The 26,566-nt window shown below is 64.9% G+C and carries 29 protein-coding genes; 15 read left to right on the forward strand and 14 right to left on the reverse strand.

From position 1 onward, the window contains the following. The first annotated feature begins 45 nt into the window (after positions 1 to 45). The 4 genes from OO730_RS07270 to OO730_RS07285 all read left to right on the forward strand — a co-directional run bounded on the left by OO730_RS07270 (position 46) and on the right by OO730_RS07285 (position 3,826). Entirely contained in the window at positions 46 to 822 is a 777-nt protein-coding gene (locus OO730_RS07270; protein WP_264983918.1) for an SDR family NAD(P)-dependent oxidoreductase, read from the forward strand. Between the two features lie 65 nt (positions 823 to 887). After that, a complete protein-coding gene (locus tag OO730_RS07275) occupies positions 888 to 1,433 on the forward strand; it encodes a hypothetical protein (protein WP_264983919.1) in 546 nt (181 codons plus the stop codon). A 6-nt stretch (positions 1,434 to 1,439) separates the two neighbouring features. After that, on the forward strand, positions 1,440 to 2,378 hold the full coding sequence (locus OO730_RS07280; RefSeq protein WP_264983920.1) for a phosphotransferase enzyme family protein: 939 nt from the start codon (positions 1,440 to 1,442) through the stop codon (positions 2,376 to 2,378). After that, positions 2,375 to 3,826 carry a protein adenylyltransferase SelO gene (locus OO730_RS07285; protein WP_264983921.1) on the forward strand — a complete coding sequence of 484 codons (1,452 nt, stop codon included), beginning with the start codon at positions 2,375 to 2,377 and terminating at the stop codon, positions 3,824 to 3,826. The genes OO730_RS07280 and OO730_RS07285 overlap by 4 nt, the downstream gene beginning before the upstream one ends. Positions 3,827 to 3,879: 53 nt before the next feature. Here OO730_RS07285 and OO730_RS07290 read toward each other — a convergent pair whose 3' ends face one another. The 6 genes from OO730_RS07290 to ahbB all read right to left on the reverse strand — a co-directional run bounded on the left by OO730_RS07290 (position 3,880) and on the right by ahbB (position 9,400). Next, positions 3,880 to 5,085, reverse strand: a complete 1,206-nt coding sequence (locus OO730_RS07290) for a hypothetical protein (RefSeq protein WP_264983922.1) — start codon at positions 5,083 to 5,085, stop codon at positions 3,880 to 3,882. A 72-nt stretch (positions 5,086 to 5,157) separates the two neighbouring features. Then, positions 5,158 to 5,568 (reverse strand): cytochrome c3 family protein, encoded by a 411-nt coding sequence (locus tag OO730_RS07295; RefSeq protein WP_264983923.1) that lies wholly within the window; start codon positions 5,566 to 5,568, stop codon positions 5,158 to 5,160. A gap of 168 nt (positions 5,569 to 5,736) precedes the next feature. Next, a complete protein-coding gene (gene cobJ / locus OO730_RS07300) occupies positions 5,737 to 6,483 on the reverse strand; it encodes a precorrin-3B C(17)-methyltransferase (protein ID WP_264983924.1) in 747 nt (248 codons plus the stop codon). Next, positions 6,476 to 7,504, reverse strand: a complete 1,029-nt coding sequence (locus OO730_RS07305) for a cobalt-precorrin 5A hydrolase (RefSeq protein WP_264983925.1) — start codon at positions 7,502 to 7,504, stop codon at positions 6,476 to 6,478. Before OO730_RS07305 ends, cobJ begins: the two co-directional genes overlap by 8 nt. Before the next feature lie 149 nt (positions 7,505 to 7,653). Then, positions 7,654 to 8,913: a glutamate-1-semialdehyde 2,1-aminomutase gene (hemL, locus tag OO730_RS07310; RefSeq protein ID WP_264983926.1), complete on the reverse strand. Its 1,260-nt coding sequence runs from the start codon at positions 8,911 to 8,913 to the stop codon at positions 7,654 to 7,656. A gap of 10 nt (positions 8,914 to 8,923) precedes the next feature. After that, complete coding sequence (gene ahbB / locus OO730_RS07315) at positions 8,924 to 9,400, reverse strand: siroheme decarboxylase subunit beta (RefSeq protein ID WP_264983927.1); 477 nt, start codon at positions 9,398 to 9,400, stop codon at positions 8,924 to 8,926. A gap of 142 nt (positions 9,401 to 9,542) precedes the next feature. On the opposite strand from ahbB, the gene OO730_RS07320 reads away from it, so the two are divergent. From OO730_RS07320 to OO730_RS07340, 5 genes are read left to right on the forward strand one after another with little or no spacing between them, the layout of a single operon-like run. After that, on the forward strand, positions 9,543 to 10,535 hold the full coding sequence (locus OO730_RS07320) for an NAD(P)H-dependent glycerol-3-phosphate dehydrogenase (RefSeq protein ID WP_264983928.1): 993 nt from the start codon (positions 9,543 to 9,545) through the stop codon (positions 10,533 to 10,535). 13 nt (positions 10,536 to 10,548) lie between these two features. After that, positions 10,549 to 10,824, forward strand: a complete 276-nt coding sequence (locus OO730_RS07325) for a hypothetical protein (RefSeq protein WP_264983929.1) — start codon at positions 10,549 to 10,551, stop codon at positions 10,822 to 10,824. A gap of 15 nt (positions 10,825 to 10,839) precedes the next feature. Further along, positions 10,840 to 12,336, forward strand: a complete 1,497-nt coding sequence (locus OO730_RS07330; RefSeq protein WP_264983930.1) for an SDR family oxidoreductase — start codon at positions 10,840 to 10,842, stop codon at positions 12,334 to 12,336. A gap of 2 nt (positions 12,337 to 12,338) precedes the next feature. Then, positions 12,339 to 13,415, forward strand: a complete 1,077-nt coding sequence (gene cbiD, locus OO730_RS07335; protein WP_264983931.1) for a cobalt-precorrin-5B (C(1))-methyltransferase CbiD — start codon at positions 12,339 to 12,341, stop codon at positions 13,413 to 13,415. 24 nt (positions 13,416 to 13,439) lie between these two features. Further along, positions 13,440 to 13,814 (forward strand): hypothetical protein, encoded by a 375-nt coding sequence (locus tag OO730_RS07340; protein WP_264983932.1) that lies wholly within the window; start codon positions 13,440 to 13,442, stop codon positions 13,812 to 13,814. 71 nt (positions 13,815 to 13,885) lie between these two features. On the opposite strand, the gene fsa is transcribed toward OO730_RS07340, so the two are convergent. Continuing rightward, positions 13,886 to 14,536 carry a fructose-6-phosphate aldolase gene (fsa, locus tag OO730_RS07345; RefSeq protein ID WP_264983933.1) on the reverse strand — a complete coding sequence of 217 codons (651 nt, stop codon included), beginning with the start codon at positions 14,534 to 14,536 and terminating at the stop codon, positions 13,886 to 13,888. Between the two features lie 150 nt (positions 14,537 to 14,686). Here fsa and cbiE point away from each other — a divergent pair, with 150 nt between their 5' ends. Beyond that, complete coding sequence (gene cbiE / locus OO730_RS07350; RefSeq protein ID WP_264983934.1) at positions 14,687 to 15,931, forward strand: precorrin-6y C5,15-methyltransferase (decarboxylating) subunit CbiE; 1,245 nt, start codon at positions 14,687 to 14,689, stop codon at positions 15,929 to 15,931. A 12-nt stretch (positions 15,932 to 15,943) separates the two neighbouring features. Here the strand turns inward: cbiE and OO730_RS07355 are convergent, their stop codons facing one another. Then, complete coding sequence (locus OO730_RS07355; RefSeq protein WP_264983935.1) at positions 15,944 to 16,603, reverse strand: substrate-binding periplasmic protein; 660 nt, start codon at positions 16,601 to 16,603, stop codon at positions 15,944 to 15,946. Positions 16,604 to 16,783: 180 nt separating this feature from the next. Between OO730_RS07355 and OO730_RS07360 the strand changes: the two genes are divergently transcribed. From OO730_RS07360 to OO730_RS07380, 5 genes are all read left to right on the forward strand, one after another. Next, positions 16,784 to 18,049, forward strand: a complete 1,266-nt coding sequence (locus tag OO730_RS07360; RefSeq protein WP_264983936.1) for an MFS transporter — start codon at positions 16,784 to 16,786, stop codon at positions 18,047 to 18,049. A gap of 10 nt (positions 18,050 to 18,059) precedes the next feature. Next, positions 18,060 to 18,617 carry an AmmeMemoRadiSam system protein A gene (gene amrA / locus OO730_RS07365; RefSeq protein WP_264983937.1) on the forward strand — a complete coding sequence of 186 codons (558 nt, stop codon included), beginning with the start codon at positions 18,060 to 18,062 and terminating at the stop codon, positions 18,615 to 18,617. 163 nt (positions 18,618 to 18,780) lie between these two features. Next, the gene (locus OO730_RS07370; RefSeq protein WP_264983938.1) at positions 18,781 to 19,473 is read left to right on the forward strand and encodes a flagellar brake protein; all 693 of its coding nucleotides are present in this window, start codon (positions 18,781 to 18,783) and stop codon (positions 19,471 to 19,473) included. Between the two features lie 16 nt (positions 19,474 to 19,489). Further along, positions 19,490 to 20,698 carry an HD-GYP domain-containing protein gene (locus OO730_RS07375; protein ID WP_264983939.1) on the forward strand — a complete coding sequence of 403 codons (1,209 nt, stop codon included), beginning with the start codon at positions 19,490 to 19,492 and terminating at the stop codon, positions 20,696 to 20,698. Between the two features lie 47 nt (positions 20,699 to 20,745). Further along, complete coding sequence (locus tag OO730_RS07380) at positions 20,746 to 21,207, forward strand: hypothetical protein (protein ID WP_264983940.1); 462 nt, start codon at positions 20,746 to 20,748, stop codon at positions 21,205 to 21,207. 2 nt (positions 21,208 to 21,209) lie between these two features. Here the strand turns inward: OO730_RS07380 and OO730_RS07385 are convergent, their stop codons facing one another. The 6 genes from OO730_RS07385 to OO730_RS07410 form a co-directional block, all read right to left on the reverse strand. Continuing rightward, positions 21,210 to 21,485 carry a cysteine-rich small domain-containing protein gene (locus OO730_RS07385; RefSeq protein ID WP_264983941.1) on the reverse strand — a complete coding sequence of 92 codons (276 nt, stop codon included), beginning with the start codon at positions 21,483 to 21,485 and terminating at the stop codon, positions 21,210 to 21,212. A 101-nt stretch (positions 21,486 to 21,586) separates the two neighbouring features. Then, positions 21,587 to 21,982, reverse strand: a complete 396-nt coding sequence (locus OO730_RS07390) for a secondary thiamine-phosphate synthase enzyme YjbQ (protein WP_264983942.1) — start codon at positions 21,980 to 21,982, stop codon at positions 21,587 to 21,589. Between the two features lie 37 nt (positions 21,983 to 22,019). Continuing rightward, entirely contained in the window at positions 22,020 to 23,303 is a 1,284-nt protein-coding gene (locus tag OO730_RS07395) for a 4Fe-4S dicluster domain-containing protein (protein WP_264983943.1), read from the reverse strand. Between the two features lie 94 nt (positions 23,304 to 23,397). After that, positions 23,398 to 24,957: a bifunctional GNAT family N-acetyltransferase/carbon-nitrogen hydrolase family protein gene (locus OO730_RS07400; protein WP_264983944.1), complete on the reverse strand. Its 1,560-nt coding sequence runs from the start codon at positions 24,955 to 24,957 to the stop codon at positions 23,398 to 23,400. A 121-nt stretch (positions 24,958 to 25,078) separates the two neighbouring features. Beyond that, entirely contained in the window at positions 25,079 to 25,840 is a 762-nt protein-coding gene (cobM, locus tag OO730_RS07405) for a precorrin-4 C(11)-methyltransferase (protein ID WP_264983945.1), read from the reverse strand. Next, on the reverse strand, positions 25,840 to 26,373 hold the full coding sequence (locus OO730_RS07410; protein WP_264983946.1) for a 3'-5' exonuclease: 534 nt from the start codon (positions 26,371 to 26,373) through the stop codon (positions 25,840 to 25,842). The genes cobM and OO730_RS07410 overlap by 1 nt, the downstream gene beginning before the upstream one ends. Between the last annotated feature and the right edge of the window lie 193 nt (positions 26,374 to 26,566).

A 26,566-nucleotide genomic window follows, 5' to 3' on the forward strand; every position in this document is an offset into this window, starting at 1 on the left:
ACTCTCTTTCCGTATCGTGAAATATCGCATGAAGGGAGAGCGTATATGACTTCTCTGAGGAATAAAACCCTGATCCTGACCGGCGCTTCCAGGGGCATCGGCGCGGCCCTGGCCGTGGAGCTGGCACGGGAGGGCGTCAACCTCGTGCTCGGGGCGCGAACCGAAAACAGGCTGGCCGACGTGTGCGGGCAATGCCGCGATTTGGGCGTTCAGGCCGAGTATGTGGCGGGGGACTCGGCCGCCTCCGCCACGGCCCGGGACCTGGTGGAAGCCGCCGCCGGAATGAACGGCTTTCACGGCTTCATCCACGCCGCCGGGGTGCTCGCGCCCGGCCCCAACGTCTGGGAACTGGACGCGCTCCGATTCCGCGAGGTCATGGACGCATCGGTCACCGCCGCCCATCAGCTCATGCGCCGCGCCGTGCCGCTGCTGCTCCAACAGGGACGGGGGCTGGCCGTATTCTTCGGCTCCGGCGCGGCGGACCGGGCACAGCCGGGCATCGGCGCGTACTGCGCGGCCAAGGCCGCCGAGGAGCATCTGGCCCGGCAACTGGCCGAGGAGGCCCCGCAGATCACCACGGTCATCTGGCGGCCCGGCATCGTCGAGACCCGCATGCAGAAAGAGGCCCGGGAGTCCGAGGGCGGCGCGGCCCGGCAGTTGAAAGACGTGTTCGTGCCGTGGAAGGAAAACGGGCTGCTCATTTCGCCCGAACAATCGGCCCGCGGGCTGGTTGATTTCCTGCTGGGCGACCCGTCCGCCCATCACGGCAAGGTGGCGGACATACGCACCGTCCGACCCCTGCCGGCGAAACGACCCGGTTGACGAAAACCGCGCCGGCCCCTATAGGCTGGTAGGAGAAATCCAACCCGAACCATCCAGGAGAATCCATGCGCAAATCCATGTTGTCCCTGCTTCTCGTCCTCGCCGCCCTGACCCTGTTCGCCGGTTGCGGCGACGACGTGGCCGACGATCCCAAATTGTCCGAAGAGGGCAAGACCGTCATCGAAGAAGTGGGCGGCCCGTTTTCCGCTTCGGAGTTCGAGCGGTTTCTGGCGGACCTGCCGTCCATTCCCGGCCTGACCGCCGAAAGCCAGAAATATGTCGGCGACGCCACGGGCGCGGCCCTGTCCGCCAAGGTGCTCGGCGCCATCAAGGCCCGGGGCTGGGACGAGGAACGGTTCATGTACATATACAGCCATACCATGACCATGGTCAGCGCAGAGCAGATGAACAAGGCCACCGAACAGATGCAGGCCCAGCTCAAGGACATGCCCGAAGAGCAGAAGAAGATGATGGAACAGATGATCGGCCAGCAGATGGGCGGCCAGATGGAAGCCTTCCAGGCCGAACTGGACAAGCAGGTGCCCGGCTCCGAGCAGACGATCATCAAGGACAACCTGCCCAAGCTCTACTCCGTCCTCGGCATCGAGTAACCATTCATGATCGACATGCTTTTCCTGTGGGGGCTGGCTCCTGCCCGCCCCCGCACGGATCTTTTCCTGCCCGGCAGTCCCGAGCGGTGCGTTCAGCGCCAGGCCGTGGAGGACGAGGACGGCAACGTCTGGATGATCGAGAAACTCCGCCCCGGCCAATGGGACCGGCGCGAGAAGATCGGGATCCTGCTCCACGCCCTGGCCCAAGCAGGGCTGCCCGTTCCCGCCTACCTGCCCGGCCCCCGGGGACGGTTCGCCCCGGAAGTCGACGGCAACGCATACCATCTCTCGCCCTACATCCCCGGCGACCCCCTGCCCCAGCCGGAATTCATCGAGGACGCGGACCGGGGCACGGGCCTGGGACGGTTCCTGGCCGACCTGCGAGGCCCGGAACACGCTGCCGCCCCCTTTTCCGGCGAGCCGGAACTCAACCTCGAGGACTACATCAACGAGCTCATGGGGGCCATGCGCACCCGCCGCCCGGAGGTCCGCGAGGGGCTGCTGCCCGTGCTGCCCGCGCTCGCCCCGCTGTTCGAGGCCTGGCCGCACCTGCCGCGCGCCCTCTGCCAGGGGGACTTCCACCCCCTGAACGTCATCTGGCGCGGAACCGGCGTGGCTGCGGTCATCGACTGGGAATTCTGCGGCATCCGGCCCGCCCTGTTCGACGCGGCCAACTGTCTCGGCTGCGTGGGCATCGAGGACCCGCCCGCCCTGGTTCGCGGCCTGGCCCCGGCACTGCTGCGCGAACTCAGGGACCGGGACCGCCTGGACCCCGACTCCCTCGCCCTGCTCCCGGAACTCATCCTGGCCCTGCGCTTCGCCTGGATGTCCGAATGGCTGCGCCGTGGGGACGGCGAACTGGCCGACCTGGAGCTGCGCTACATGCGGCTCCTGTCCAACTCCATTGACACCCTGCTGCCGGCGTGGAAACAATTGCTGTCATGACCTTCGACAACAGCTACGCCCGGCTCCCGGACAAATTCTTCCAGCGCATCCACCCCGTTCCCGTGGCAGAGCCGCGCCTCATCGCCCTCAACCGGCCCCTGGCCGCCGAGCTGGAGCTCGACCTGCCCGAGGACGACGCAGAGCTTGCCGCCGTGTTCTCGGGCAATTCGCTGCTGCCGGGGACCGACCCCATTGCCCAGGCCTATGCCGGGCATCAGTTCGGCCACTTCGTGCCCCAGCTGGGCGACGGCAGGGCCGTGCTCCTGGGCGAGGTCGTCACCAGCCACGGCAGGCGATACGACATCCAACTCAAGGGCTCCGGGAAAACGCGCTTCTCGCGGGGCGGCGACGGCCGCTCGCCCCTGGGCCCGGTCATCCGCGAGTACATCGTGTCCGAGGCCATGCACGCGCTGGGCATCCCCACCTCCCGCGCCCTGGCCATGACCGCCACCGGAGAAACGGTCTTCCGTGAAACCGACCTGCCCGGCGGCGTCCTGACCCGCGTGGCCGACAGCTTCGTGCGGGTGGGCACCTTCGAATATTTCGCCGCGCGCGAGGACGAGGATGCGGTCAGGCAACTGGCCGACTACGTCATTGACCGCCACTACCCGCAATGCCGGGACGCGGCCAACCCGTATGTGGCCCTGTTCGGGGCCGTCTGCCGGGCCAAGGCCGAACTCGTGGCCCGATGGCTGTGCGTGGGCTTCATCCACGGGGTCATGAACACGGACAACACCGCCGTGTCCGGCCAGACCATCGACTACGGCCCGTGCGCCTTCATGGACGCCTACGACCCGGCGCGGGTGTTCAGCTCCATCGACCACCAGGGCCGGTACGGTTTCAACCAGCAGGCCAACATCGCCATGTGGAACATGGCCTGCCTGGGCGGCTGCCTGCTGCCCCTTTTCCATGCCGACCCGGAGCAGGCCCGCAAGGAGGGCGACGCTGTCATCGAGGGGTTCGCCCCGGCCTTCACCGCCCGCTACCGGGAAGGGTTGTGCCGCAAGATAGGGCTGGAGCCGAGCAACCACGGATTCGAACTGGCCCGGAACCTGCTCGGGATCATGCACCGGGACCGGACGGACTTTACCGTGACCTTCCGGACGCTGGCGGAGAGTACCGCCGACGATGCCGGGCTCGTAGGATTGTTCTCGTCCGGGGAGGACATCCGGGCCTGGACCGGCTCATGGCGCGCCGCCCTGCGCGACCAGGGGATATCCGATGACGCTGCGGCCAGGGTCATGCGCGACGCCAACCCCGCCTGCATACCGCGCAACCACCGCATCGAGGAGGCCATCCGGGCCGCCGAGGACAAGGGCGACTTCCAACCGGCCCTCAGGCTGGCCGAGGTGCTGGCCCGCCCCTTCGAGGCACAGCCGGGCAACGACCGGTACGCCGCCCCGCCCCGTCCGGAAGAACTCGTGCACCAGACTTTCTGCGGCACCTGAACGCAAAAAAGCCGACCTTGCGGTCGGCTTTTTCATTGCATTGCAATTCCGGGCTAATCGTCGAGTTCGGCGGCCAGGGCCGCGATCTCCTCGCGGATGATCCGGGCGGCCTCGGCGGGCACCAGCTGGGCGATCTCCTCGCGCAGCCGCTTTTCCAGCTCTTCCACGCGGGATTCGAGCAGGGCCACCTTGCCCTGGAGTTCCGCCACGCTGGAGGCCTCGGCCTCGCAGCGGGCTTCCACCAGAAGCTGGTCCACGTCCACGTCGTCGGACACGTCCATGCCTGCGTCCGGCGGCATGGCCTCTGCGGCCAGCACGTCGCCCAGGGAATCGTCCATATCGATGTCGGGAACCTCGATGTCCGCCTCTTCTTCGGCGTCCACCACATCGGACACGTCCACCTCCACGTTGTCCAGGAGGCTGTCCACGTCGTCCATGTCTTCCTCGTCGAGCTCGTCCAGGCCGGTCAACTCGGAGTCCACGGTCTCATCGGCAAGCTCTTCAAACGACGCCTCGGGCAGGTCGTCCGCTTCAACTTCCGGCTCGTCGAGGATGTCGTCGATGTCCGCCTCGGCCACGGCCTCGTCCACCGGCACTTCCGGGGCGGGCTCTTCGGCCAGGCTGGCATCCATCATGTCTTCGGGTTCCGGGGAAATTTCTTCTTCGACCGCCTCGTCTTCCTCGATCACGTCCTCCAGGACCATCTCATCGGGCTCGTCGGCAGCCGGCTCTTCTTCGGCGTCTTCTTCCAGCAGGTCGTCCAGGGCCATCACATCGTCGCCGTCCGTTTCGTCCCCGGCCTCTTCGACCAGGTCGTCCAGCTCGATGATCTCCTCTTCCTCCTCATCGGATTCGGGAGCGGGCTCCTCGGCAATGTCGTCCACCAGTGCCTCGACATCCTCATCGGATTCGGCGACGGGCGCTTCGGCCACGTCCTCGAGGACCACAGGCTCATCTTCCTCCTCAACCACATCGTCGAGCACGATCAGGTCGTCGGCCACGTCCTCGCCCTCGTCCACATCCTCAAAAGAAAGGTCGTCGTCCTCTTCTCCGGCCTCGTCATCAAGCACGAGAGGTTCGTCGGCCTCGTCGACGGCAGAGGTGTCGTCTTCAAGGTCGTCGGAAAAAAGGTCTTCGAGTTCCTGCTCGAAATCCGCGTCCACGGAATCGGGATCAAGAGCCTCGCTTTCGGCTGGGTCGTTCAGCACGTCATTCACATCGACGTTGTCGTCAGTGGGAGGCGGGGGAGCCGGGGTCATGGTTACCTCCGGGAGGAAGGTTTTTAAAAAGGGGGGCTGTTTGGCAGCCCCCCTCGAATTCACCCTAACGGCTTATTTGGGGTGGCAATCCTTGCAGCCAACAGGGGCGGCCTTGCCAGCCTTCTTTTCCTTCTTGTGGCAACCCAGGCAGGAGGCGTCAGCCTTCTTGCTGTGGAAAGCCTGGTAGAAACCCTTGGGGTCCTTCTTGGCGGCCTTGGAAGCGTCCGCATGGCAACCCTCGGAAGCACAACCGGTGACGGCGTCCTTGGACTCGGCCTTGTGGTGACAGACCAGACAGTCAATGCCGTAGTCCGCTTCGTGCTTCTTGTGAGTAAAGGTCACGGGGTTCTTGGTCATTTTGGTGCCCTCGGGGGCCTTCATGGTGATGACGTCCGGAGCTGCGGCGCCGGCGAACACGGCGGGCAGCGCGAAGACACACACCAAAGCGGCAACCATCAGGCTGATGATCAGAGATTTCTTCATTTACCTAGTTCCTCCTGTTGCATAAAAATATAAACAGTCACACTCTCTACTATGCGGGATAAATAAACATCCCACCCCTGTCAAGCAGGGGGTGCCATCGTAGGCCCCTGCTTTTACCTGAAAAAGCCTCTTTATGGCAAGGGGCTTTCACGACATTTCGCGTCGCCCTCAAATGGCGTATTTCCGATGATACCCGCGCGGGGTAATCAGCCGGTCGCCGATTTTCCTGGTGGCCGAGTTGCCGACAATGAGCACCGTCTGCATGTCCACACTCTCGACATCCACGCCGCCCAGGGTCGTGACGCGCACGGACTGGCCGGACCTGTATGCCTTGCCCACCACCCCTGCCGGGGTGTCCGGGCCGCGAAATTTTCCTATGATCCCGAGAGCCTTGGCCAAGTGATCGCTGCGTTTTTTCGAGCGGGGATTGTAGATGGCGATGACGAAGTCGGCCGAAGCGGCGGCTTCGAGACGGCGCTCGATCAGTTCCCAGGGAGTGAGCAGGTCGCTCAGGCTGATCGAGGCGAAATCGTGCATGAGCGGCGCGCCGAGCAGGGCCGCCGCCGCATTGAAGGCGGCCACGCCGGGCACCACCTCGAACGGGACGGCATCAAGCAGCCCGTCGGCTTCGAGGATTTCCAGCAACAGCCCGGCCATGGCGTAGATGCCCGCGTCGCCGGAGCAGACCATGACGGTCCGCTTGCCGTCCCGGGCCGCCCGGACAGCTCCCTTGGCGCGGTCCACCTCGCCCATCATGCCGGTGGACAGGATTTCCTTTCCCTGGAGAAGCTCGTCCGGGACCAGTTCGATATACCCCTTGTACCCGGCCACCACGTCCGCCTCGCTGATGGCCTGCCGGGCCGCCGGAGTGAGCAGGCTCTCGTCTCCCGGCCCCAGGCTGACGGCCTTAAGCACGACTGCTCCTGGCGATGGCCAGGGTCACGGTGTCGGTCTTTTCCTTGGTCACGACCAGTTCGCCGCCGTGGGAGGCGCGCAGGGCCGAGGCCTCGGCCACGCTGGGCACGCCCATGTGCTGCTGCACCCGGTCCGACGGGGTGGGCACGCGGATGGCCGCCAGTTGCGCCGTGGAGAAAAACACGGGGTCCACGCCGAATTCGTGGGCCGCTTCGAGAAGGCCGGGCTCATTGCGCTTGGCCTCCACGGAACCCACCGAGGCGATGGACTCCATGGCCAGGCCGTAGCGCTTGAAGACCTCGTTGACGTGGTCGAGAATTTCATAGGTGGAGACGTCGCGGCGGCAGCCTATGCCCAGGTGCAGCACGCGCGGGTGCAGGGCCAGCGCGGCCTCGGGACAGTCGTTGTGCCAGGAGACCCAGATGCCGGGCTTGCCGCAATCCCAGTCCTCCTTGCGGGCCACGCCCACGAAGCTGGTGTCCCAGGCCAGGCCGAGCCAGTCCTCGGGGTCGTGCAGATGGACCGTCTGTCCCTCGAGCAGGGCCATGTTGACGGCCTTGATGTGGCCGATATCGCCGATGACCAGCCCCTTGGACACGGCCATGGTGTCCACGGAGAGGATGCCCACCGAGTCCGTGGCCGTGGTTATCACAGGCTGCCCGCCCACGGCGCGGGCGCACCGGGCGGCCAGCTCGTTGGCCCCGCCCAGATGACCGGACAACAGGCTGACGGCGAACTCGCCCTGCTGGTCCAGGCAGACCACGGCGGGGTCGGTCTCCTTGCTCTGGAGGTGCGGGGCGATGCAGCGGACCACAATGCCTGCGGCGACGACGAATACGTGGCCCTCGAAGGCGTGGAAGGTGGCCGAGACCAGGTCGGACAGGGAGTCGAAGGGCATGGCCTCCTCGGGCTCCAGCCGACGGGAGGCGTACACCGTCCCGTCCAGACGGCCGGCCAGCCGATAGGCCAGGGTGAGCCCTTGCGAGGTCAATGCGTAGATGGCGATTTTCTTGGCGGACATTGTGTATATCTACCAGCAACCGCCCCATTGCGAAAGAAAAAACAACGGCAAATACCGCCCTTCCTTTGCCTATGCCCCTGAAACAGGGCAGCCGGAGCGCACCCCGTGCGTTCCGGCTGTCCACCGATTTTTCCGTGCCGTGCGCGCGCCTAGAACCGGACCTTGCGGGCCGCCTCCAGCGTCTTCTCGAAATCCTCGTCCGTGTGGGCGAAGCAGGTGAAGGCGCACTCGAAACCGGCCGGGGCGAGATAGACGCCCTGGGCGAGCATCTGCTGCCAGTAGGCTGCGTAGGCGTCCGCGTCGGAGTTGCCGGACTCGATCATGTTGGTCACCGGGCCGTCGTTGAAATACATGGTGAAGGCCGAGGCGATCCGGTTCACGGACACGGCCCTGCCCTTCTCGCGCATGATGGCGGCCAGTTCGTCGGTCAGCTTGAAGGTGCGGGCCTCGAGCGCCTCGTAGTCGCACTCCCCGAGCCGCTTCAGGGTGGCCAGACCGGCGGCCATGGCCACCGGGTTGCCGGACAGGGTCCCGGCCTGGAACACGCCGCCCACCGGGGCCATGTGCTCCATGATCTCCCGCTTGCCGCCGTAGCAGCCGACAGGGAATCCACCGCCGATGATCTTGCCCAGGGTGGTCAAGTCCGGGGTGATGCCGAAACGCACCTGCGCGCCGCCGGGGGACAGCCTGAAGCCGGTGATGACCTCGTCGAAGATGAGCAGCGCGCCGTATCGGGTGCACAGGTCGCGCAGCCCCTGGAGGAATCCGTCCTTGGGCAGGACCAGCCCCATGTTCCCGGCAACGGGCTCCACGATGACGCAGGCGATGTCGTCGCCGCCCGCCTCGAAGTGGGCCTTGACCGCGTCCAGGTCGTTGTACTGGGCCAGGAGGGTGTGGCGGGTCACTTCCTCGGGCACGCCGGGGGTCCCGGGCACGGTGGCGGCGGCGCTTCCGGCTGCGGCCAGGAAGGCGTCGGCGTGGCCGTGGTAGTTGCCGATGAACTTGACGAACTTGTTGCGGCCCGTGTAGCCGCGCGCCAGACGCAGGGCGGACATGGTGGCCTCGGTGCCGGAGGAGACCATGCGCATCATCTCCATGGACGGGATGAGCTTCGAAATCTCCTCGGCCAGGGCGATCTCGCCCAGGCAGGGCGCGCCGTAGCTGGAGCCGAGGTCGATGGCCGCGTGGGCCGCCGCGCTGACCGCCGGGTCCTGGTGGCCGAGTATCTGCGGGCCCCAGGAAAAGACGTAGTCCACGTACTCGCGCCCGTCCACGTCGAACAGGTGCGCGCCCTTGGCGTTCTCGATGAACACGGGCTGGCTGTTGACGTACTTGCAGGCGCGGAGCGGCGAGTTGACGCCGCCGGGCATCAGGGTCTGGGCCTTGGCGTAAAGCGATTTGGAATCCATGATTCTTTCCTTATTTGAAATAAACCATCGAGGTCTTCTTGAGTTCCTTGAGGGACCGGAGCACGCAGTTGTCGTCCAGCCCGGTGACCTTCTCGAGCTCGGCCACCACCTCAAGGGCGTGGCCGGGCCGCTCGCCGTGGATCATGGTGTAGAAGTTGTAGGTCCACTCGGGGTAGGTGCGCCGGATGTAGCAGTGGGATATCTCGGGCCGGGCCGCGAAGATCTCGCCGACCTCGTCGGAACGCTCCTCGGGCACCCGCCAGGCGACCATGGCGTTGTGGCCGTAGCCCGCCTTCTGGTGCCTGAGCGTGGCCCCGAAGCGGCGGATGATCTTGCGCTCCTTGAGATTTTTCAGCAGGTCGACGACCTCCTGCTCGGTGCAGCCGACCTTCTCGGCAATGGTCTTGAAGGGCTGCTCGGTGTCCGGCAGGTCCGAGCCCGCCAGGGCCAATATCCGTTCTTCGGTCTCTGTGAATTGAATAGCCATGGGAGGGTGTATACCCGCCGTCGGATTCGGATGCAACCAGTTGCCTCACTCCCGCCCCTGAACGGGAACGCTTCTCTTCTTGCCACCGAACCCGGCCCCAAGTATGCTTCGAGACTGCACAATGAACCAAAGGAGATCATCCATGAAGATAGCCGTTCTGGGCGCGGGGGCCTGGGGAACCACCCTGGCCGACATGCTCGCCAAAAACGGAAGGGAGACCGTGCTCTGGGCCCGTGAGCCTGAAGTCGTGGCCGAAATCCGCGAGACCCGCGAGAACAAGACCTTCCTGCCGGGCCGCACGCTGTCCGACAAGCTCATCGTGGAGAGCGACCCGGCCTTGGCCTTTGCAAACACGGACTATTTCCTGGTGGTCATTCCCAGCCAGTTCATCCGGCCCGCACTGAAAGGGTTCCGCCACATCCTGCCGGACAACCCGGTCATCGTCTGCGCGTCAAAGGGCATCGAGCTGGACACGCTGGCGCCCATGTCCCGGGTGGTGGCCCAGTCCCTGGACGGCAAGCACCCCCGCTACGCCTCCCTGTCCGGCCCCTCCTTCGCCGCCGAGGTGTCCGAGGACATGCCCACCTCCGTGTCCCTCGGCTGCGAGGACCACGACCTCGGGCGCGAGCTGCAGGAGGCGTTCTCCACCCCGTATTTCCGCGTCTACTTCACCCCGGACTACCGGGGCGTGGAGCTGGGCGGCGCGGTCAAGAACGTCATCGCCATCGCGGCGGGCATCGCCGACGGGCTGGGCTTCGGCCACGACGCCCGGGCCGCGCTGATCACGCGCGGGCTGGCCGAGTTGAGCCGCCTGGGCACGGCCATGGGCGGCCAGGAGCGGACCTTCATGGGGCTGTCCGGCATGGGCGACCTGGTGCTGACCTGCACCGGCGACCTGTCGCGCAACCGCCAGGTGGGCCTCAAGCTCGGCCAGGGGCGGCGGCTCGACGACATCATCAGCGAGATGAAGGCCGTGGCAGAGGGCGTCAAGACCACCAAGTCCCTTTATAATCTTTCCAGGAAGCTCAATGTGGAGTTGCCCATCACCGAGCAGGTCTATAGTATCCTGTATGAAGGCAAGGACCCGCGACAGGCCACCATCGACCTCATGAACCGGGACCTGAAAGACGAATAACCAAGGAGACGCCATGCGCCGGATCACTCTCATATCGCTCATCTGTGTCGCCGGACTGCTCCTCCTCGGAGCGGGCTGTTCCAAGCCGTGGCGCAACCCGGCCTACTCCGGCAAGACGGCCGAGGCGCGATTCAAGGCCGACTCCCTGGACTGCCAGGTCATCGCGGGCGAGGAGTTCCCCCTCGACGGCCACAAGCAGCAGGCCCGCTACAAGGCGTGCATGAACGAACGCGGCTGGCAGCACGACGAGGACAACCAGGGGCTGCGGTTCGAGACCAAGCCCAGATAACGACGGAAGGACGCCATGGCTGACGGCCCGGTTCTGGTTCTCGGTTCCACGGGATACGTGGGCGGAAGGCTGGTGCCGCTCCTGCTGGAGCGGGGGCACCGGGTGCGCGCCGCAGGCCGCAGCGTGGACAAGATCCGGGCGCGGTCCTGGGGCGACAAGGTGGAGGCCGTGCGCGCGGACATGCACGACCCCGAAAGCCTCAAGCAGGCCGCGCAGGGATGCTCCGCAGCATTCTACCTGGTCCACTCCATGAGCCGCCCGAGCCGCGACTTCGCGGCACAGGAGCGCGACGCCGCCTACAACATGGTCACCGCGGCCCAGTCCTCGGGACTCGAACGGATCATCTACCTCGGCGGCCTGGGCGAGGACTTCGAGGACCAGCCCCTTTCCAAGCATTTGAAATCCCGTGCCGAGGTCGGACGCATCCTCGCCCTTGGCCCGGCCAAAGTGACCGTACTCCGGGCCGCCCAGATCATCGGATCGGGATCGTCCTCCTTCGAACTGGTCCGCTACCTGGCGGACCGGCTGCCGGTCATGATCACCCCCCGGTGGGTGCGCACCAGGACCCAGCCCATCGCCATCCGCAACGTGCTCGGCTACCTGGCAGGCTGCCTGGAGAACGAGGCCACGGCCGGGCTGACCCTGGACATCGGCGGGCCGGACGTCCTGTCCTACGCCGAACTCTTCCAGCTCTATGCCGAGGTGGCAGGCATTCCCCGGCGGCATCTCCTGCCCTCGCCGTTCATCTCCCCCCGGCTGTCCTCCTTCTGGGTGTCACTGGTCACCCCCGTGCCCATGTCCCTTGGCCGCTCCCTCATCGAAGGGCTGCGCAACGAGGTGGTCTGCCGCGACAACCACATCCGCGACCTGATTCCCCAGGAACTCCTGTCCTGTCGCGAAGCCATCCGCCGCGCCCTGGAAAAGACCGAGCAGCAGACCGTGGAGACCTGCCTGTTCGACGTGGGCAGCGCGTGCATGCCCGAGTGGGCGTCCGTGGACGACCCGTCCTATGCGGGCGGCACCCGGTTCGAGATGGGCTACTCGGCCCGGCTCCAGGGGGACCCGTCCAAGGTCTGGGGGGTGGTCCAGCGCATCGGCGGCGAACAGGGATGGTACTACGGCGACGCGCTGTGGCGGCTCAGGGGGCTCGTCGACCGGCTCCTGGCCGGGCCGGGCATGAAGCCGGGCCGCCCCAAGGGGCACGAAGGCCTGCGGGTGGGCGACGCCCTGGACTTCTGGCGGGTCATCGCCTCGGACGAGGGGCGGAGGCTCCTGCTCCTGGCCGAGATGCGGCTGCCCGGCGAAGCGCTCCTGGAATTCAAGCTCGACTCCCAGTGGGACAACGCCGTGGACCTGTCCATGACCGCCAAGTTCCTGCCGCGCGGGTTGACCGGCATCCTCTACTGGTACGCCATGTATCCCTTCCACGTCCTGCTCTTCAAGAACATCATCAAGAACATCTCCGCGCTGGCCGGAACCCACCTCTACGAGCCGCCGCGCAGGGTGCACTAGCCATGGCCGCGCAGTTGCGAACCGGACGGACCACAGGCAGTTGCGCCACGGCTGCGGCCATGGCCGGAACGGTGTTCCTGCTCACGGGCGGACGACCGGACGCCATCTGCGTCCCGCTCCCGCCCGGCGGAACCCTGACCGTGCCGGTCGAACGCTATGAGCCGGGAAACAACACCGTGCGCGTGACCGTCATCAAGGACGGGGGTGACGACCCGGACGCCACCCACGGGTGCGAAATCCAGGCCGTGGTCACCCTGGACCGGGAGAGTCCCGGCGCGCTGTCCGTGGCAGTGGACGGCGGCAGGGGCGTGGGCCACGCCACCCTGCCCGGCCTGCCCGTGGCCGTGGGGTCTGCCGCCATCAACCCGGAGCCGCTGAAACAGATCGAGGAAGGCGTGCGGATGGCCGCCCGCGGCATGAAGACCGGCCGCATTTCCGTGCTCGTCGAGGTGCCCGAAGGCGAAACCATCGCCGGGAAAACCATGAACGCGCGCCTGGGCATTGTCGGCGGCATCTCCATCCTCGGCACCCAGGGGATCGTCCAGCCCTATTCCCACGAGTCGTGGAAGGCGACCATCGACGAGGGATTGGATGTGGCCCGGGCCCAGGGCCTCACCAGCGCGGTCTTCACCACAGGCAGGCGCTCGGAACGATTTTTCCTGAAGGCCAACCCGGGGACGCCCCGGCTGGCCTGCATCCAGGCGGCGGACTTCTTCGCCCATGCCATGCGCGCGGTCGCCGAACGCGGCTTCACCCGCGTCACCTGGTCGGTCTTCTTCGGCAAGCTGGTCAAGCAGGCCCAGGGGTTGGAATACACCCACGCCGGGACCCACGCCGTGGACTTCAACCGGCTGGCGGACCGGTGCGCCGAGGCCGGTGTGGACGGCCTCCTGCTCCCGGAAATCCGCCACGCCAACACCGCCGTGCAGGTCCTGAACATGCTGACCGACCCCCCGGTCCGCCGCCAACTGATCACCCTCCTGGCCCACAGCGCCCAAAAGGCGGCGGAAGCGTTCTCCGGCGGCCGGGTGCAGGTGGATTACACCGTCTTCGACTTCGAGGGCACCCGACTCAAATGACGCCGCGTCCCGATGGAGATCACCATGCCCGTCAAGTTTGAAACAACACGCATGGACAACTACCTGTTCGTGGAATCCTCCGGGGAAATGAGCTCCTTCGAAGACGGCATCGAATACATCCAGGCCCAGGTGACCACGGCGAGCCGGGAAGGAATCCGCCGCCTGCTGTTGGACGAACGCAACCTGACCGTCACCATCGACTACAGCGACATCCTGGCCCTGGCCGAATACTGGGAAAAAAACAACCTCCAGACCATGGGGCTGCGTGTGGCCTCCATGCCGCCGGTCGACGCCCCGCAGGCGCAACTTGCCTACGAAACCCCGGCCGTCAACCGGTCCATCATGTTCAAGGTCTTCTTCGACAGGCAGGAAGCCGAGGACTGGCTCCTGAATCGGTAGCTTGAAGTGACGGCACAACAGAGGCGGCCCGCTCTCCCGAGCGGGCCGCCTCTGTTGTGCATTCGTCCGGGCTAGTTCCCCTTCTGGAAAGCCTCCCAGTCGGCCAGGAAAGCCGCCAGCCCCTTGTCCGTCAGGGGGTGGTGCATGAGCTGCAGGATGGTGGAGTACGGCAGGGTGACCACGTCAGCGCCGATGAGGCCGGAATCCAGGACGTGCATGGGGTGGCGCACCGAGGCCACCAGAATCTTGGTGGCGAAGCCGTAGTTGTCGAAGATGGTCCGCATCTGGTTCACGCCCTCCATGCCGGACTGGCCCAGGGCGTCCAGGCGGCCCACGAACGGGGAGACGTAGGTGGCCCCGAGCTTGGCGGCCAGCAGCGCCTGGTTGGGGGAGAAGACCAGGGTCACGTTGGTCTTGATCCCGCGCTCGGTCAGTTCCTTGAGCGCCTTGAGTCCTTCGGGGATCATGGGAATCTTGACCACCACGTTGGGGCCGAATGAGACGAGATCCTTGGCCTCCTTGATCATCTCCCCGGCGGAGGTGCCGATGACCTCGAGGGAAACAGGGCCGTCCACGGCTTCGCAGATGAGCGCGGCCTGTTCGCGCCAGTCGCCGCCCTCGCGGGACATGAGCGTCGGGTTGGTGGTCACGCCGTCGAGCAGACCGAGTTCCCTGACTTCCTTTATCTGATCCAGATTGGCCGTATCGAGAAAGAATTCCATGAGTCCTCCTTTGGCGGGCGCGCGGACTGGACGCCCATGATTGCGCCCTACCTAGCACAATCCCAATAAAGTGAAAACCTTCCGCAAACGTTTTCGTTCACGATTGCATTCCTCTTTCCCCTTTTCATTGTTTCGTTTACATTACCGTCCATGCCACTCACGCAACCCGTCCGCGTCATCGGGCTGACCCCCGGTTCGCTCCATCTTCCCGAACACGCACAGCGTTTCCTCGCCGACGCCCATCTGGTGGTGGGCGGCAAGCGGGTGCTCGACGCCGTGCCTTCCGGGCTGATTCCCGACAGCGCAGCCGTGCGGACCGTTTCCGGCCCCCTGCCTCCCCTGTTCGACGCCATCCGCAAGGCCATGGGCAAGGGGTTGAACGTGGTGGTGCTGGCCGACGGCGACCCGCTCTTCTTCGGCATCGGCAAACGGCTGGGCGAGGAGATCGGGCGCGAGAACCTGCTGGTCACGCCCAACGTCTCCACCCTGCAGCTGGCTGCGGCCCGACTCGGGCTGCCGTGGCAGGAGATGGACTTCGTCTCCCTGCACGGGCGCGACGACTTCTCGCCGCTGTACGCCTCCCTGGTGCGCGCGGACCTGATCGCCGTCTTCACCGACGCGACCAACACCCCGGCCGAGGTGGCCCGCGCATTGCTCGAACGGGGTGCGGACTGTTTTTCCATGACCGTGCTGGAGGACCTCGGCACGCCGGAGGAGCGCGTCCGGCCCCTGGCACTGCCCGAGACCTGGGGCATGGACTTCTCCGACCTCAACCTGGTCATCCTGGAGCGGCAGTATCCGCCGGAGATCGAGCTGACGCTCGGCATCCCGGACCACTACTACCTGCACCAGAAGAACCTGATCACCAAGCTGCCCGTGCGCGCCGCGGGCCTGGCCCACCTCAACGTGGAACCGGGCTCCACGGTCTGGGACCTGGGCGCGGGCTGCGGCTCGGTGTCCATCGAGGCGTCCCACCTGGCCCGGCGGGGCCGCGTCTTCGCCGTGGAGCGCCACAAGACCCGCGCGGCCATGATCCGCGAGAACATCCGGCGCACCGGGGCCTGGCTGGTCGAGACCATCCTCGGCGAGATGCCGGACGTGCTGGAGGGATTGCCCGCACCGGACCGGGTCTTCATCGGCGGCGGCCTGGGCGGCGAGTCCAACCGCGATTCCGCCCTGCTGGAGGTGGCCTGCGACCGGCTGGCCGCCCGTGGCCGGATCGTGGCCCACTGCATCCTCCTGGACACGCTGCACGCGGCCAAGGCCCACTTCGACAGACTCGGCTGGCACTTCGGCGTGACTCAGCTCCAGGCCTCGGCCACGGATTCCCTGGCCGGCGACCTGCGCTTCAAGGCGCAGAATCCCGTGTTCGTGCTCTGGGCGGAAAAACCGTAACGCGCTCCCCGGTCAGCGGGGGAAGTATTTCGATTCGATACGGTCGTAGACACCGTTCTCGCGGATGGCGGCCAGCCCCCGGTTGAAGCGCTCCATGAGCCGCTCTGCCTCCGGATACCGCTTGGAAACCATGACGTGCTGGGGGTTGACGTTCCACGCCGTTGATGAGCTGAACAGGTGCGCCTGCGAAGGGAAGATGCGGTGGATCAGGTTCCAACCCACCATTTCGTCCTCGGCAAAAAGGTCCACACGCATCATCCGCACCTTGTGCACGCCCGAGGCCTCGCCCGGAGCGTAGTCCACCCTGAGACCGGCCCGCTCAAAGGCCTCCTCGTAGAAATGGCCCGATGTCCCGGCAAGGGTATAGGGGCGCAGGGCGTCCAGGCCGGTGAACGAGAATCCGGCCATCCGTCCCTTGAGAAAAAAGAAGGCGTTGCGGCACTCCCCGATGACGTCGGAAAACCAGGCGTACGCCTCCCGCCGGGGCGTCCTGGCATAGGGGAAGGCCCCGAAAGCCGTTCCGTCCTCGACCATCAGGGCGCACCGCCGCCAGGGGCGGCATTCGATCCTGGCCTCGACCTGCACCTCCCGGAAGGCAGCGGCCACCACCTCGTACAGCATGCCCGGATTGTCCCCGGTCAGGGACACATAGGGATAATACTCGTTGGTCACGAGCAAAACCGCCCCCTCCCCGGCAAAGGTCGGATGCGGGAGCAGGAGTAAAAAAAGACAGACCCCAATAATAGCGCGCATGTCCAAGCCATAGCATACCCCACGCCTTTTTTCCCGCCTTTTGTTTTCGTCGCCAAAGGATGGTGGCATCCCCGGTCCACTTGTATTACCGTGCCTTTCATGCCCGAACCAAAATCCCCCCTCCGCGCCCTGTGGTCCTGGGCCCTCTACGACTGGGCCAACTCCGGCTTCGCGGCCCTGGTCCAGACCTTTGTCTTTGCCGCCTACTTCACCAGGGCCGTAGCCGAAAACGAGACCGTGGGCACAGCCCAGTGGGGGACCATGATGGGCGTGGCCGGGTTGGTCATCGGCCTGGGCGGCCCGGTCCTCGGGGCCGTGGCCGACCGGTCGGGACGGCGCAAGCCGTGGCTGGCCGTCTTCACCGCGCTCTGCATCCTGGCCACGGGCCTCCTGTGGTTCGTCAGGCCGGACGTCTCCCTTGTCCGGCTCGGCCTGCTGCTCGCGGGCATCGGCACCATCGGCAGCGAGTACGCCATGATCTTCTACAACGCCATGCTCCCGGACCTGGCCGCCCCCCGGGCCATCGGCCGCTGGTCGGGCTGGGGCTGGGGACTCGGCTACGCGGGCGGGCTGGTCCTGCTGGTGATCGCCCTGTACGGCTTCGTGCAGCCGCCCGGCTGGTTCGGCGTTCCGCGCGAGGAAGCCATGCACGTCCGGGCGGTAATGCCCCTGACCGCAGTCTGGTACCTGCTGTTCTGCCTGCCCCTGTTCCTGTTCTCGCCGGACGCGAAATCCGCGGCCGTCCCGCTCGGAAAGGCCGTGGGCCAGGCCTTCGGGCAGATCAGGGATTCGCTGCGCCATATCCGCGGCCACCGGGGCGTGGCCGTGTTCCTGCTGGCGCGCATGCTGTACAACGACGGGCTGACCACCATGTTCGCCTTCGGCGGCATCTACGCGGCGGCCACCTTCGGCATGGCCCCCTCCGAGGTCATCCTCTTCGGCATCGGGCTCAACGTCACCGCCGGGCTGGGCGCGGCGGCCTTTGCCTGGATGGACGACCGGGTCGGGCCGCGCAAGACCATCCTCGCCTCCCTGACCGGGCTGATCGTGCCCGGCGTGGCCATCCTGCTGGTAACGGACAGGACCCTGTTCTGGATTTTCGGGTTGGCAATCGGTATATTCGTGGGACCGGTCCAGGCATCGAGCCGGTCCTACCTGGCCCGGGTGGCCCCGGAAGAGCTGCGCACCGAGATGTTCGGGCTGTTCGCCCTGTCGGGCAAGCTGACCTCGTTCCTGGGACCGTTCCTGGTGGGCTGGCTGACCCTGGCCGCCGACAGCCAGCGTGTGGGCATGAGCGCGGTCATCGGGCTCTTCGTTCTCGGGCTGCTCGGCATGCTCTTCGTCCCGGCCGCCAAAAACAGGTGAGGAAACCCTTATGAACGACTTCCGCTTCGAGCTGACCGACGAGGAAAAAACCTATCTGAGAGAACTGGTGGCGCAGTCCATACGGTTCAGGTTCAACCCGTCCGACGGCCCCTTCGGCCCGCCGGAGCCGCCCACGGCCAAGCTGAAGGAGCACCTGGGGGCCTTCGTCACCCTCAAGATCGGCGGCTCCCTGCGCGGCTGCATCGGCAACGTCCAGGGCTCGGGCGAACTGTTCCGCACGGTCTGGAACATGGCCCGGAGCGCGGCCTTTGAGGACCCACGTTTTCCGCCGTTGACCGAAGGCGAGTTCCACGCCGTGGAATACGAAATATCCATCCTGAGCCCGCTGGCGCCCTGCCCGGACCCGGAACAGGTGGAGGTGGGCCGTCACGGGTTGATCATGTCCAGGGACGGCCGGTCCGGCCTGCTCCTGCCCCAGGTGCCCGTGGAGTGGGGGTGGGACAGGGAGACCTTCCTGGCGCAGACCTGCGTCAAGGCCGGGCTGCCCCAAAACGCCTGGAAGGACCGGGAGACCACCATCCTCTGGTTCGAGGCGGTGGTCTTCTGAGCCGGTGCGGCCACCGCCCGGGAGCAGCGGCTCCCCTGAAAGGCGGCAATTCTTTATCGACAGACCGTTTATATTTCCGTTACAGTCATGAGACTGGAATTGAAGTGCCCACGGACTGAGGGAAACGGACTGCGGCGAAACCACACTCGGAGAATATACTCACATGTCGAACAACGACGTCAAACAGCCCGCCATCGCTCCCTCGAACGCAACGGTGTCGAAGATTCCCGGCATAAAGATGAGCGTGGCCGTGGGCAAGGAAGTGGTGGTCCGCGTGCCGGACGTCCCGCACTCCTACCGGGGCCGCGTGGTCGGTTTTGATCCCTACGAATACATCATCGTCAGCGTCCGGCTGCCGTCCAAGATACGCCGGGAGCTCGCGGGCGGCGGACAAATCGTGCTCAAGTACATCCACAAGGGCACGGTATACGGGTTCCGGGCCCACGCCCTGGACGCCATCCGCACGCCGGCTCCCCTCGTCTTCATCGAGTATCCGGGCGTCATAGAAAAGATCGAGTTGCGCAGGGAAACCCGCCGCGAGGTGAACATCGACGGCGAACTGCACGCCGACAACGCCGCCCACGAGTGCCTGGTGGTCAACCTGTCCACCACCGGCTGCAAGATTTCCGCGCGGGCCACGGCCAAGGACCCGCTCACCGCCACCAGGGTGGACGACACCATGGTGGTGTCGTTCAATCTCGGCGCGGAGGGGGTGCTCAAACTCCCCCTGGCCGTCAGAAACATCAAGCGGGAAAGAGGCATCCTCACATTGGGCACCATGTTCCTCGACCTGAACAGCAAAGAAGAGGAAGCCATCGGCAAACACCTGGAAAAGGTGAAGCGGCTCACACGGTGACAGACAGGACCAAATAATGATCAAGAAGATATCCATAGACGAACTCGAACCGGGCATGGAGGTGGTCAAGCTCTCCTCGGAGATGTGGGAACACCTGCCGCACCTGTATGCGGAACCGGGCATCATCGAATCCGGCGAACAGGTCGCACGGTTGAAGGCGGAGGGCTACCGGCAGGTCTTCGTGCAGATGAAGGACGAAAACCGCGGGTTGACGGACGAGCAGCGGCTGGACCAGCTCATTTCCAATCGCGAAGCCGCCCCGGCGCACAAGGAGCGCGCCCCATTCCCGCAGGCCATGAAGGCCACCCGGGTGACATACGAGTCCGCCATGAGCTGTGCCATGCGGATCGTCAACGACGCCAAGCTCGGCCGCAAGATGGACTATCAGGCCGCCGTGGACACCGCCAGCGCCATCGTGGATTGCGCCATCCGCAATCCGGACACCCTGGTCTGTTTGTCCAAGCTCTCGGAGTTCGACGACTACACCTACACCCACTCCATCAACGTGGCGGCCATTGCCGTGGTCTTCGGCGAATACATCGGCATGACCAGGGAAGAACTGGTCGACCTGGGCATGGCCGGGATGATGCACGACCTGGGCAAGACATCCGTGGACCAGAACATCGTCAACAAGCCGGCCAAGCTGACTCCCGAGGAGTTCGCCGAGATGCGCAAGCACCCGGCCTACGGGTTCGTCCTGCTCAAATCCAACCCGGACATCCCGTCCAAGGTCCTCGAAGCGGTCAGGCTGCACCATGAGAAGTACAACGGCAGCGGCTACCCAAGCGGGTTGACCCGCAGGGAAATCCCCGCCTTTGCCCGGATCATCTGCCTGGCCGACATATACGACGCCCTGACCTCCAACCGGTGCTACCGGGACGCCATCCTGCCCAACAAGGCGCTGGGCATCATGTACGGCATGCGCGAGCAGGAGTTCGATCCCCTGGAAATCCAGCTTTTCATCAAGTGCCTGGGCATCTTCCCGTCGGGCAGCCTGGTGCAGCTGAACACCGGCGACTACGCCGTGGTCCGGGAGTCCAACCCCGGCAAGCCTCTCAGCCCGAAGATCAGGGTCATCCTGAACAAGACCATGCACCCCATCCGGGCCCGGGACGTGAACCTGGCCGATGGCGTGAAAAGCGGCGATACCGAACTGGAAATAATTGAATGTGCCGATCCGGGAGTCTACAAAAAGAGTCTCATCAACTACATGACCGCCAACTGACGGCCTGATCGAACACGCCGATATTCTGGATTACCCCGGAGGAACGAATGGATGTCCTTGATATGGAAATATGGGTCGGCCTCATCGTCCTGACGAGCCTGCTGTACGTACTCAAATGGTTCCTGAGCAGAAAAAGGACCGTGCGGGTATACCGCATCAGCCCCGAATCCCTGAAGCGCTCGAAAAACGTGATGATGGCCCTGCTCCCCCTGATCGAGGACGGGGGGCAGCATCCCCTGGACATCGCCCGCATGCCATACTCCAAGGAAGACATCAAAAGCGCCGCCAAGATCCTGGCCTATTACTTCTACACCAAAAAGCAGCAGGACGAGCTGGCCCGCATCAAATATGCCTTTGTCGCCGTCTCCCGGTTCCAGGACCCGACCATGGACTCCGAGACCCAGGAAAAACGCATGCTGCGCGAACACCGGGCCCTTGAGCGCGAGCTCCAGTATTACATGACCCACTCGCCGTTCAACGTGAAAAAAACCGGCCGCAGGAAAAAGTAGGATTATTCCTCTTCGTCGTCCGCCCCGGACCGCACCTCGTCGAAGCGCGCCTTGAGCCTGGCCAAAATGTGGTCGTACCCCTTCGGAGTGTGGGGTATCAGGCAGGTGGTGCAATCCTTCACCCCGGACTTCAGCACGCGGTAGTTGCCGCCGCACTCCTCAAAGAAATAGAGCGGGCAGAAGCAGAACAGGCAGTTGAACTGCTCCGGCCTGGCCGTCTTGTGGCAGGGGAAGTATTCGCACTCGGTGTTGCTGAAAAATCGATAGCTGTTCTTCATGGTCTTTTCCCGGATTCGTTCCAGGCGACTTGGCGGCCGGGGAACACGCGCAAGCATACCCGCTTGGCTCCTGCAGCGCAACGAAACGACTACTCGAGGGCCTAGGCGCCCAGCCACTTGACCCACAGCTTGCGCGTCCTCGGGCCGTCGAACTCGCAGAAGTAGATTTTCTGCCAGGTGCCGAGCTGGAGGTTGCCCCCCTCCACGATGACCATCTGGTCGCAGCCGAACATGGATGATTTGATGTGCGCGTCCGAGTTGCCCTCGGCGTGGTGGTAGTCGCCGCGATGGGGGACCAGCTTGCGCATGTTCACGACGATGTCCCTGACGACATCTGGATCCGCTCCTTCATTGACCGTGATGGCCCCGGTGGTATGCGGGCAGTACAGCAGCAACGCGCCGTCGGACCAGCCGTTCTCGTTGACCGCCTTGCGGACGGCCGTGGTGATGTCGAGCAATTCCTCTCGTTCGTGTGTCCTGACCTGAATGGTTTCCATGGCCCTTCTCCTTTGGGACGGTTCAATGGCGTTGGTGTCAGCCGGAACCCTTGCGGACGGCGTCGAGGAAACGGGAACGCAGGGTCTCGCTCATGAGCGCCTTCCTGACCGGGCTCAGCTTGAGGAAGCCGCCCAGCAGGGCCCGCATGAAATTTTCGGCCCGGCTGTTGGGGTTGTCGAAGATGAGGCTCTGCAAGGTGCCGCGCTCCAGGGACTGCATCAGCACGCGCTCCAGGGAGTCCTCGGGATGGAAGACCTTCTGCTCGCGCTTGTGCAGCTCCATGGACTGCGGCTTGCATTTCAGGGCGCACACCCCGCAGCCCAGGCATATATCCTGATCCACCACGGCGTATTTCCGGGGTTTCTCCCCCGGCCCGGCCGGGCGTTCCGCCAGGCTCACCGCGTCGATGGGGCAGGCGCGGACGCATTTCCCGCAGCCGGTGCAGGTGTCCGCGTCACATCGGGCGATGAACGACGAGGAGACCAGTATCCCCGGATACCCCCGCTTGATGCCGTGCATGAGATTGCAGCAGCAGCCGCAGCAGTGGCACACGAATCCTGCCCCCTGCTTCACGTTGTCCGTGGACAGGGTGTAGCCGCAATCCTTTGAACGGGCGAAAATATCCAGTATTTCCTCCCTGGATGCCTCCCGGGCGAACTCGTTGCGGATGAGAAATTCTGCTGCCGATCCCATGGAGGTGCAGGTCTCGAGCGGCACCTCGCATTCCCGGCCGCCAAGGTGCTCTTTTTCATGCCTGCAGGCGCAGAGCCCCACGGCAAAGACATCCTGCGCATGGATGAGCGCGGCGGCCTTCTCGTAATCCAGAATCTCCACGTAATCCTGCTGATGCACAGTCTCCTCGTGGGGGAGCGCCCGCATCACGGACACCTGCTGCCCGTCCCCGAAATTGGCTTCCAGGAATGCGTCGCCGCCGAACATATAGGCCTGGAACAGCTCGGCCCATCTGGCCGGATCGATGTCGCCCCGGATGCGCATCATGGAAAATTCGAAAAACCCGATGACGATGGGGGAGATCATGTACCGGTAGCCGTCGCCGTCGTGGATGTCGCAGACGAGGCCCTTGCCGCACATATCCGGCAGCAGACGCCTCAGCCGGTATTCATCGAACCCGGACAGCCTGGCGATGCGCCCGATGCGCGACGGCCGATACGGCATGCGGGTGACGAGTTCGGCCTCTTCCGGCGTGTAGAGCGCTTCCAGCATGGCGCGCATGGCCGGAGTCCAGGGCATCCGCACCGGCGTGTTGTCGAGCGTCCGCCCCAGCTGGCGGTACATGTCCTTTGCGATGATATGGCCCATGGCCTCTTGAGTACCCAATGCGCGGGCCGTTTACAATGAGGCGGCTGCGTTTTAAACGCGCACCATTTCAACGCTCTCCGGGTATTGCGCCCCCCTATTCGGTACGGACGATCTTGATCTTGGCCTTGGGCCTCAGTTCGTACATGTCGGGCCGCCGCTCGTGAAGGGGCCTGACGCTGCCGAATTCGCGCACCTGCGACAGGCTGGCGAAGTCGAGATCCGCGATGACCACGGTCTCCACGCCGGGGTCCGCCTCGCCGTTCAGGGACGGGATGGGGAAGGCGGGGTCGCTGGGGGAAAAAACGGCGGACTGGCCGTAGTTGAGCAGGTACGTCTTGACGCCGTACAGATTGCCCACGTTGGCCGCGATGACCGTGTAGATGGAATTCTCGATGGCCCGGGCCTGGGCCGTGCACCGCACCCGCATGTAGGCCCGCTTCTCGTCCGTGCTGAACGGCACGAAGATGGCCTCGGCCCCGGCCAGGGCCAGCAGGCGCGACGTCTCCGGGAACTCGATGTCGTAGCAGACCTGGATGGCGATGCGCCCGAGCGGCGTCTGAAACACGCTCAGCCCTTCGCCGGGATGGATGCCCCAGTCCTCCCGCTCGCCGGGCGTGATGTGCAGCTTGTCCTGGGTGTATACGTTGCCCGTGGGCGTGAACAGATGCGCCACGTTGTAGAGCTTTCCGTCGCGCAGGATCGGGTGGGAGCCGCCGATGATATGCAGATTGTATGTCGTGGCCAGCTCGCGGAACATGTCCAGATACCTGTCCGCCATGCCCGCCAGCTCCAGAACCGCCCGGCGCGAATCCCACTCGGGCGGCATGGTGCTGAACATCTGGGCCGTGAACAGCTCCGGCATAACCAAAAAATGACTGTGATAGGCGTCGGCGGTGGCCACGAAGAACTCCACGGCCTGGCGCATGTCCTCCCATGACGCGATCCTGCGCATCTGGTATTGCGCTGCGCAGACGCGGAACTGCCGGACGGTCCTCTTCAGGGGAGAGCCCGCGATCTTGCGCCGCACCGGCTGGAAGTCCGGGTTGGGCATCTCCAGGAACGTCGAATAATTGAGGCTCGAATCGTCCTGCAACAGGTCGAGAAACACGCCCTTGACGCGGTAGCCCGCCTTGAGATGGGCGTTCAGGGCGGAATCCTTGAGCTTGCCCTCCCGGACCAGCTCCACGTATTCCCGGGCCGTCACCCGCCCGGCCTGCTCGTTGTAGTTCATGATCCGCCCGTGGGCGATCATGCGACTCAGGTTGTACCGTTTCATGATCCGCTTGCGGTGCACGTACATCTTCCCGGCCACGCCCATGCCCCGGTAGTCGGGATGGACCGCGATGTCGGCCCCGTACAGCGTGTCGCCCGTGGGCGTGTGCGTGCTGAAGGAACCGCCGCCCGTGATCTCGTCATAGCGGTACCAGTCTATGGAGTCGTCCAGCAGCACGATGATGGACGTGGCATAGCCGACGACCTTGCCGTTCACCTCGGCCAGCACCTGGCCCTCGGGAAACGCAGCGAACTGCATGGCGTAAATACGTTCGTCATACTGTTCGTCGAAATCGGGATAGGCGGCCCGTTGGCAAGCCACGATGGCGGGGATATCCTCTTCCTTCCAGGGGCGCACCTTGACCGTCTTTTTCTCTTTCATGACCAACTCCTGCCCGCGCCTCATGCGCGGGTGTTACTGAACAACCCAAACATGAATTCCGACCGACCGATCCTCCCGCAGCCCCCGGCATAACGGGGTTTGCGGGAATTACCGGCGGTCGCTATTTGCGGTACATATGCTTGAAATTCTCGTCGTACAAGAGAGATTTTGCGTTTCCTGCGTCTTCGACGGACTGGCCGGGCAGGATGAGGAATACAGTCTGGCGATTAAAATCGTTTTCACGGGCGGTTACGGCAAGATTGGCGAGGTCGGTCACGACCACTTTTTCTTCGGGCCAGCCCACGCGGTAGGCCATGATCGCCAGGGTGAATCCGGCCAGGCCGCCCGCCAGCAGTTCGGACTGCACGCCCTCTGGGTCGCCCGCCGACAGGTAGATGCACATGGCCGAGCCGTGGGTCGCCAGCTTGCGCAACGCCTCGTTCTCCGGGACCGGCGTCTTCCCGGCGATGCGGGTGAAAATCAGGGTCTGGGTGACCTCGGGCACGGTGTAGGACCGGCAGGCCGCAGCCGCAGCCGCAAACCCGGCGGTCACGCCGGGCACCACCGCGTAGTCCACCCCGTCGCGGTCGAGCAGTTCCATCTGCTCGCGGATGGCCCCGTACAGGGCGGGGTCGCCGGTATGGACCCGGGCCACCATGCCGCCCTTGCGCACGGTCTCCATCATCAATGCATGCGTTTCGTCGAGATTGAGCGGTGCGGAGTCCGCCACCTTTGCCCCTTCCTTGGCCCCGGCCACCACCTGCGCGGGGACCAACGACCCGGCATAGAGCACCAAGTCAGCCTCGGCGATGAGCCGCTGGCCCTTGACGGTCAGCAGTTCCGGATCGCCCGGACCGGCGCCTATGAACCAGACCCGTGCCATCACTTCACCTTGCCCAGGAAGCCGGGATTTTCCCTGAATCCGTTGACCGCGATGAGCGCGCACGCCTCGGCGTCCGAGGCCGCGTTGTGGTGATCGAGTTCGATGCCCAGGTGCTCGCAGACCGCCGGGAGCTTGTTGCAGGCCAGCTCCCAGGTCTTGCGCGCCAACTGGACGGTGCACAGGAACGGCTGCTCCGGCGCGTCCCAGCCCGCCTCCTTGCAGCAGGTGTGCAGCACGGACTTATCAAAGGACGCATTGTGGGCCACGATGAAATCGGCACCCGCGAACATCGGCTCCAGCTCCGGCCACAAATCCCCGAAGGAGGGCTCGTCGCACACGTCCGACCAGTGGATGCCGTGCACGCGCACGCAAAACGGATTGAACTTCTTGCGCGGCGGCCGGATCAGCCGGTAGTCCCGGGCCACGATCTCGCCCTGGTCCACCACCACGATGCCCACCGCGCAAGCCGAGTCCCGCCTGGGATCGGCAGTCTCGAAATCAATGGCCACGAACCGTACGTCTTCTAACTGCATGATGCCTCCGGCGGCCGGGGGAAGGGGAGAGAGAAACCCTTTGAAAAGGGTTATCCCTCTCCCCTTCCCCCGGACCCCCATCCCCTCTTCTTTCCTAAACTTTTTGTAACCGCTTCGCGGGGAATGTGAATCTCAAAATATTCCTGCCGTTTCCTAACCCGGTATCAAACGCCACCACACGGATTTCGGTTGC

It is taken from the genome of Pseudodesulfovibrio portus (assembly GCF_026000375.1).
Lineage (GTDB): Bacteria > Desulfobacterota > Desulfovibrionia > Desulfovibrionales > Desulfovibrionaceae > Pseudodesulfovibrio > Pseudodesulfovibrio portus.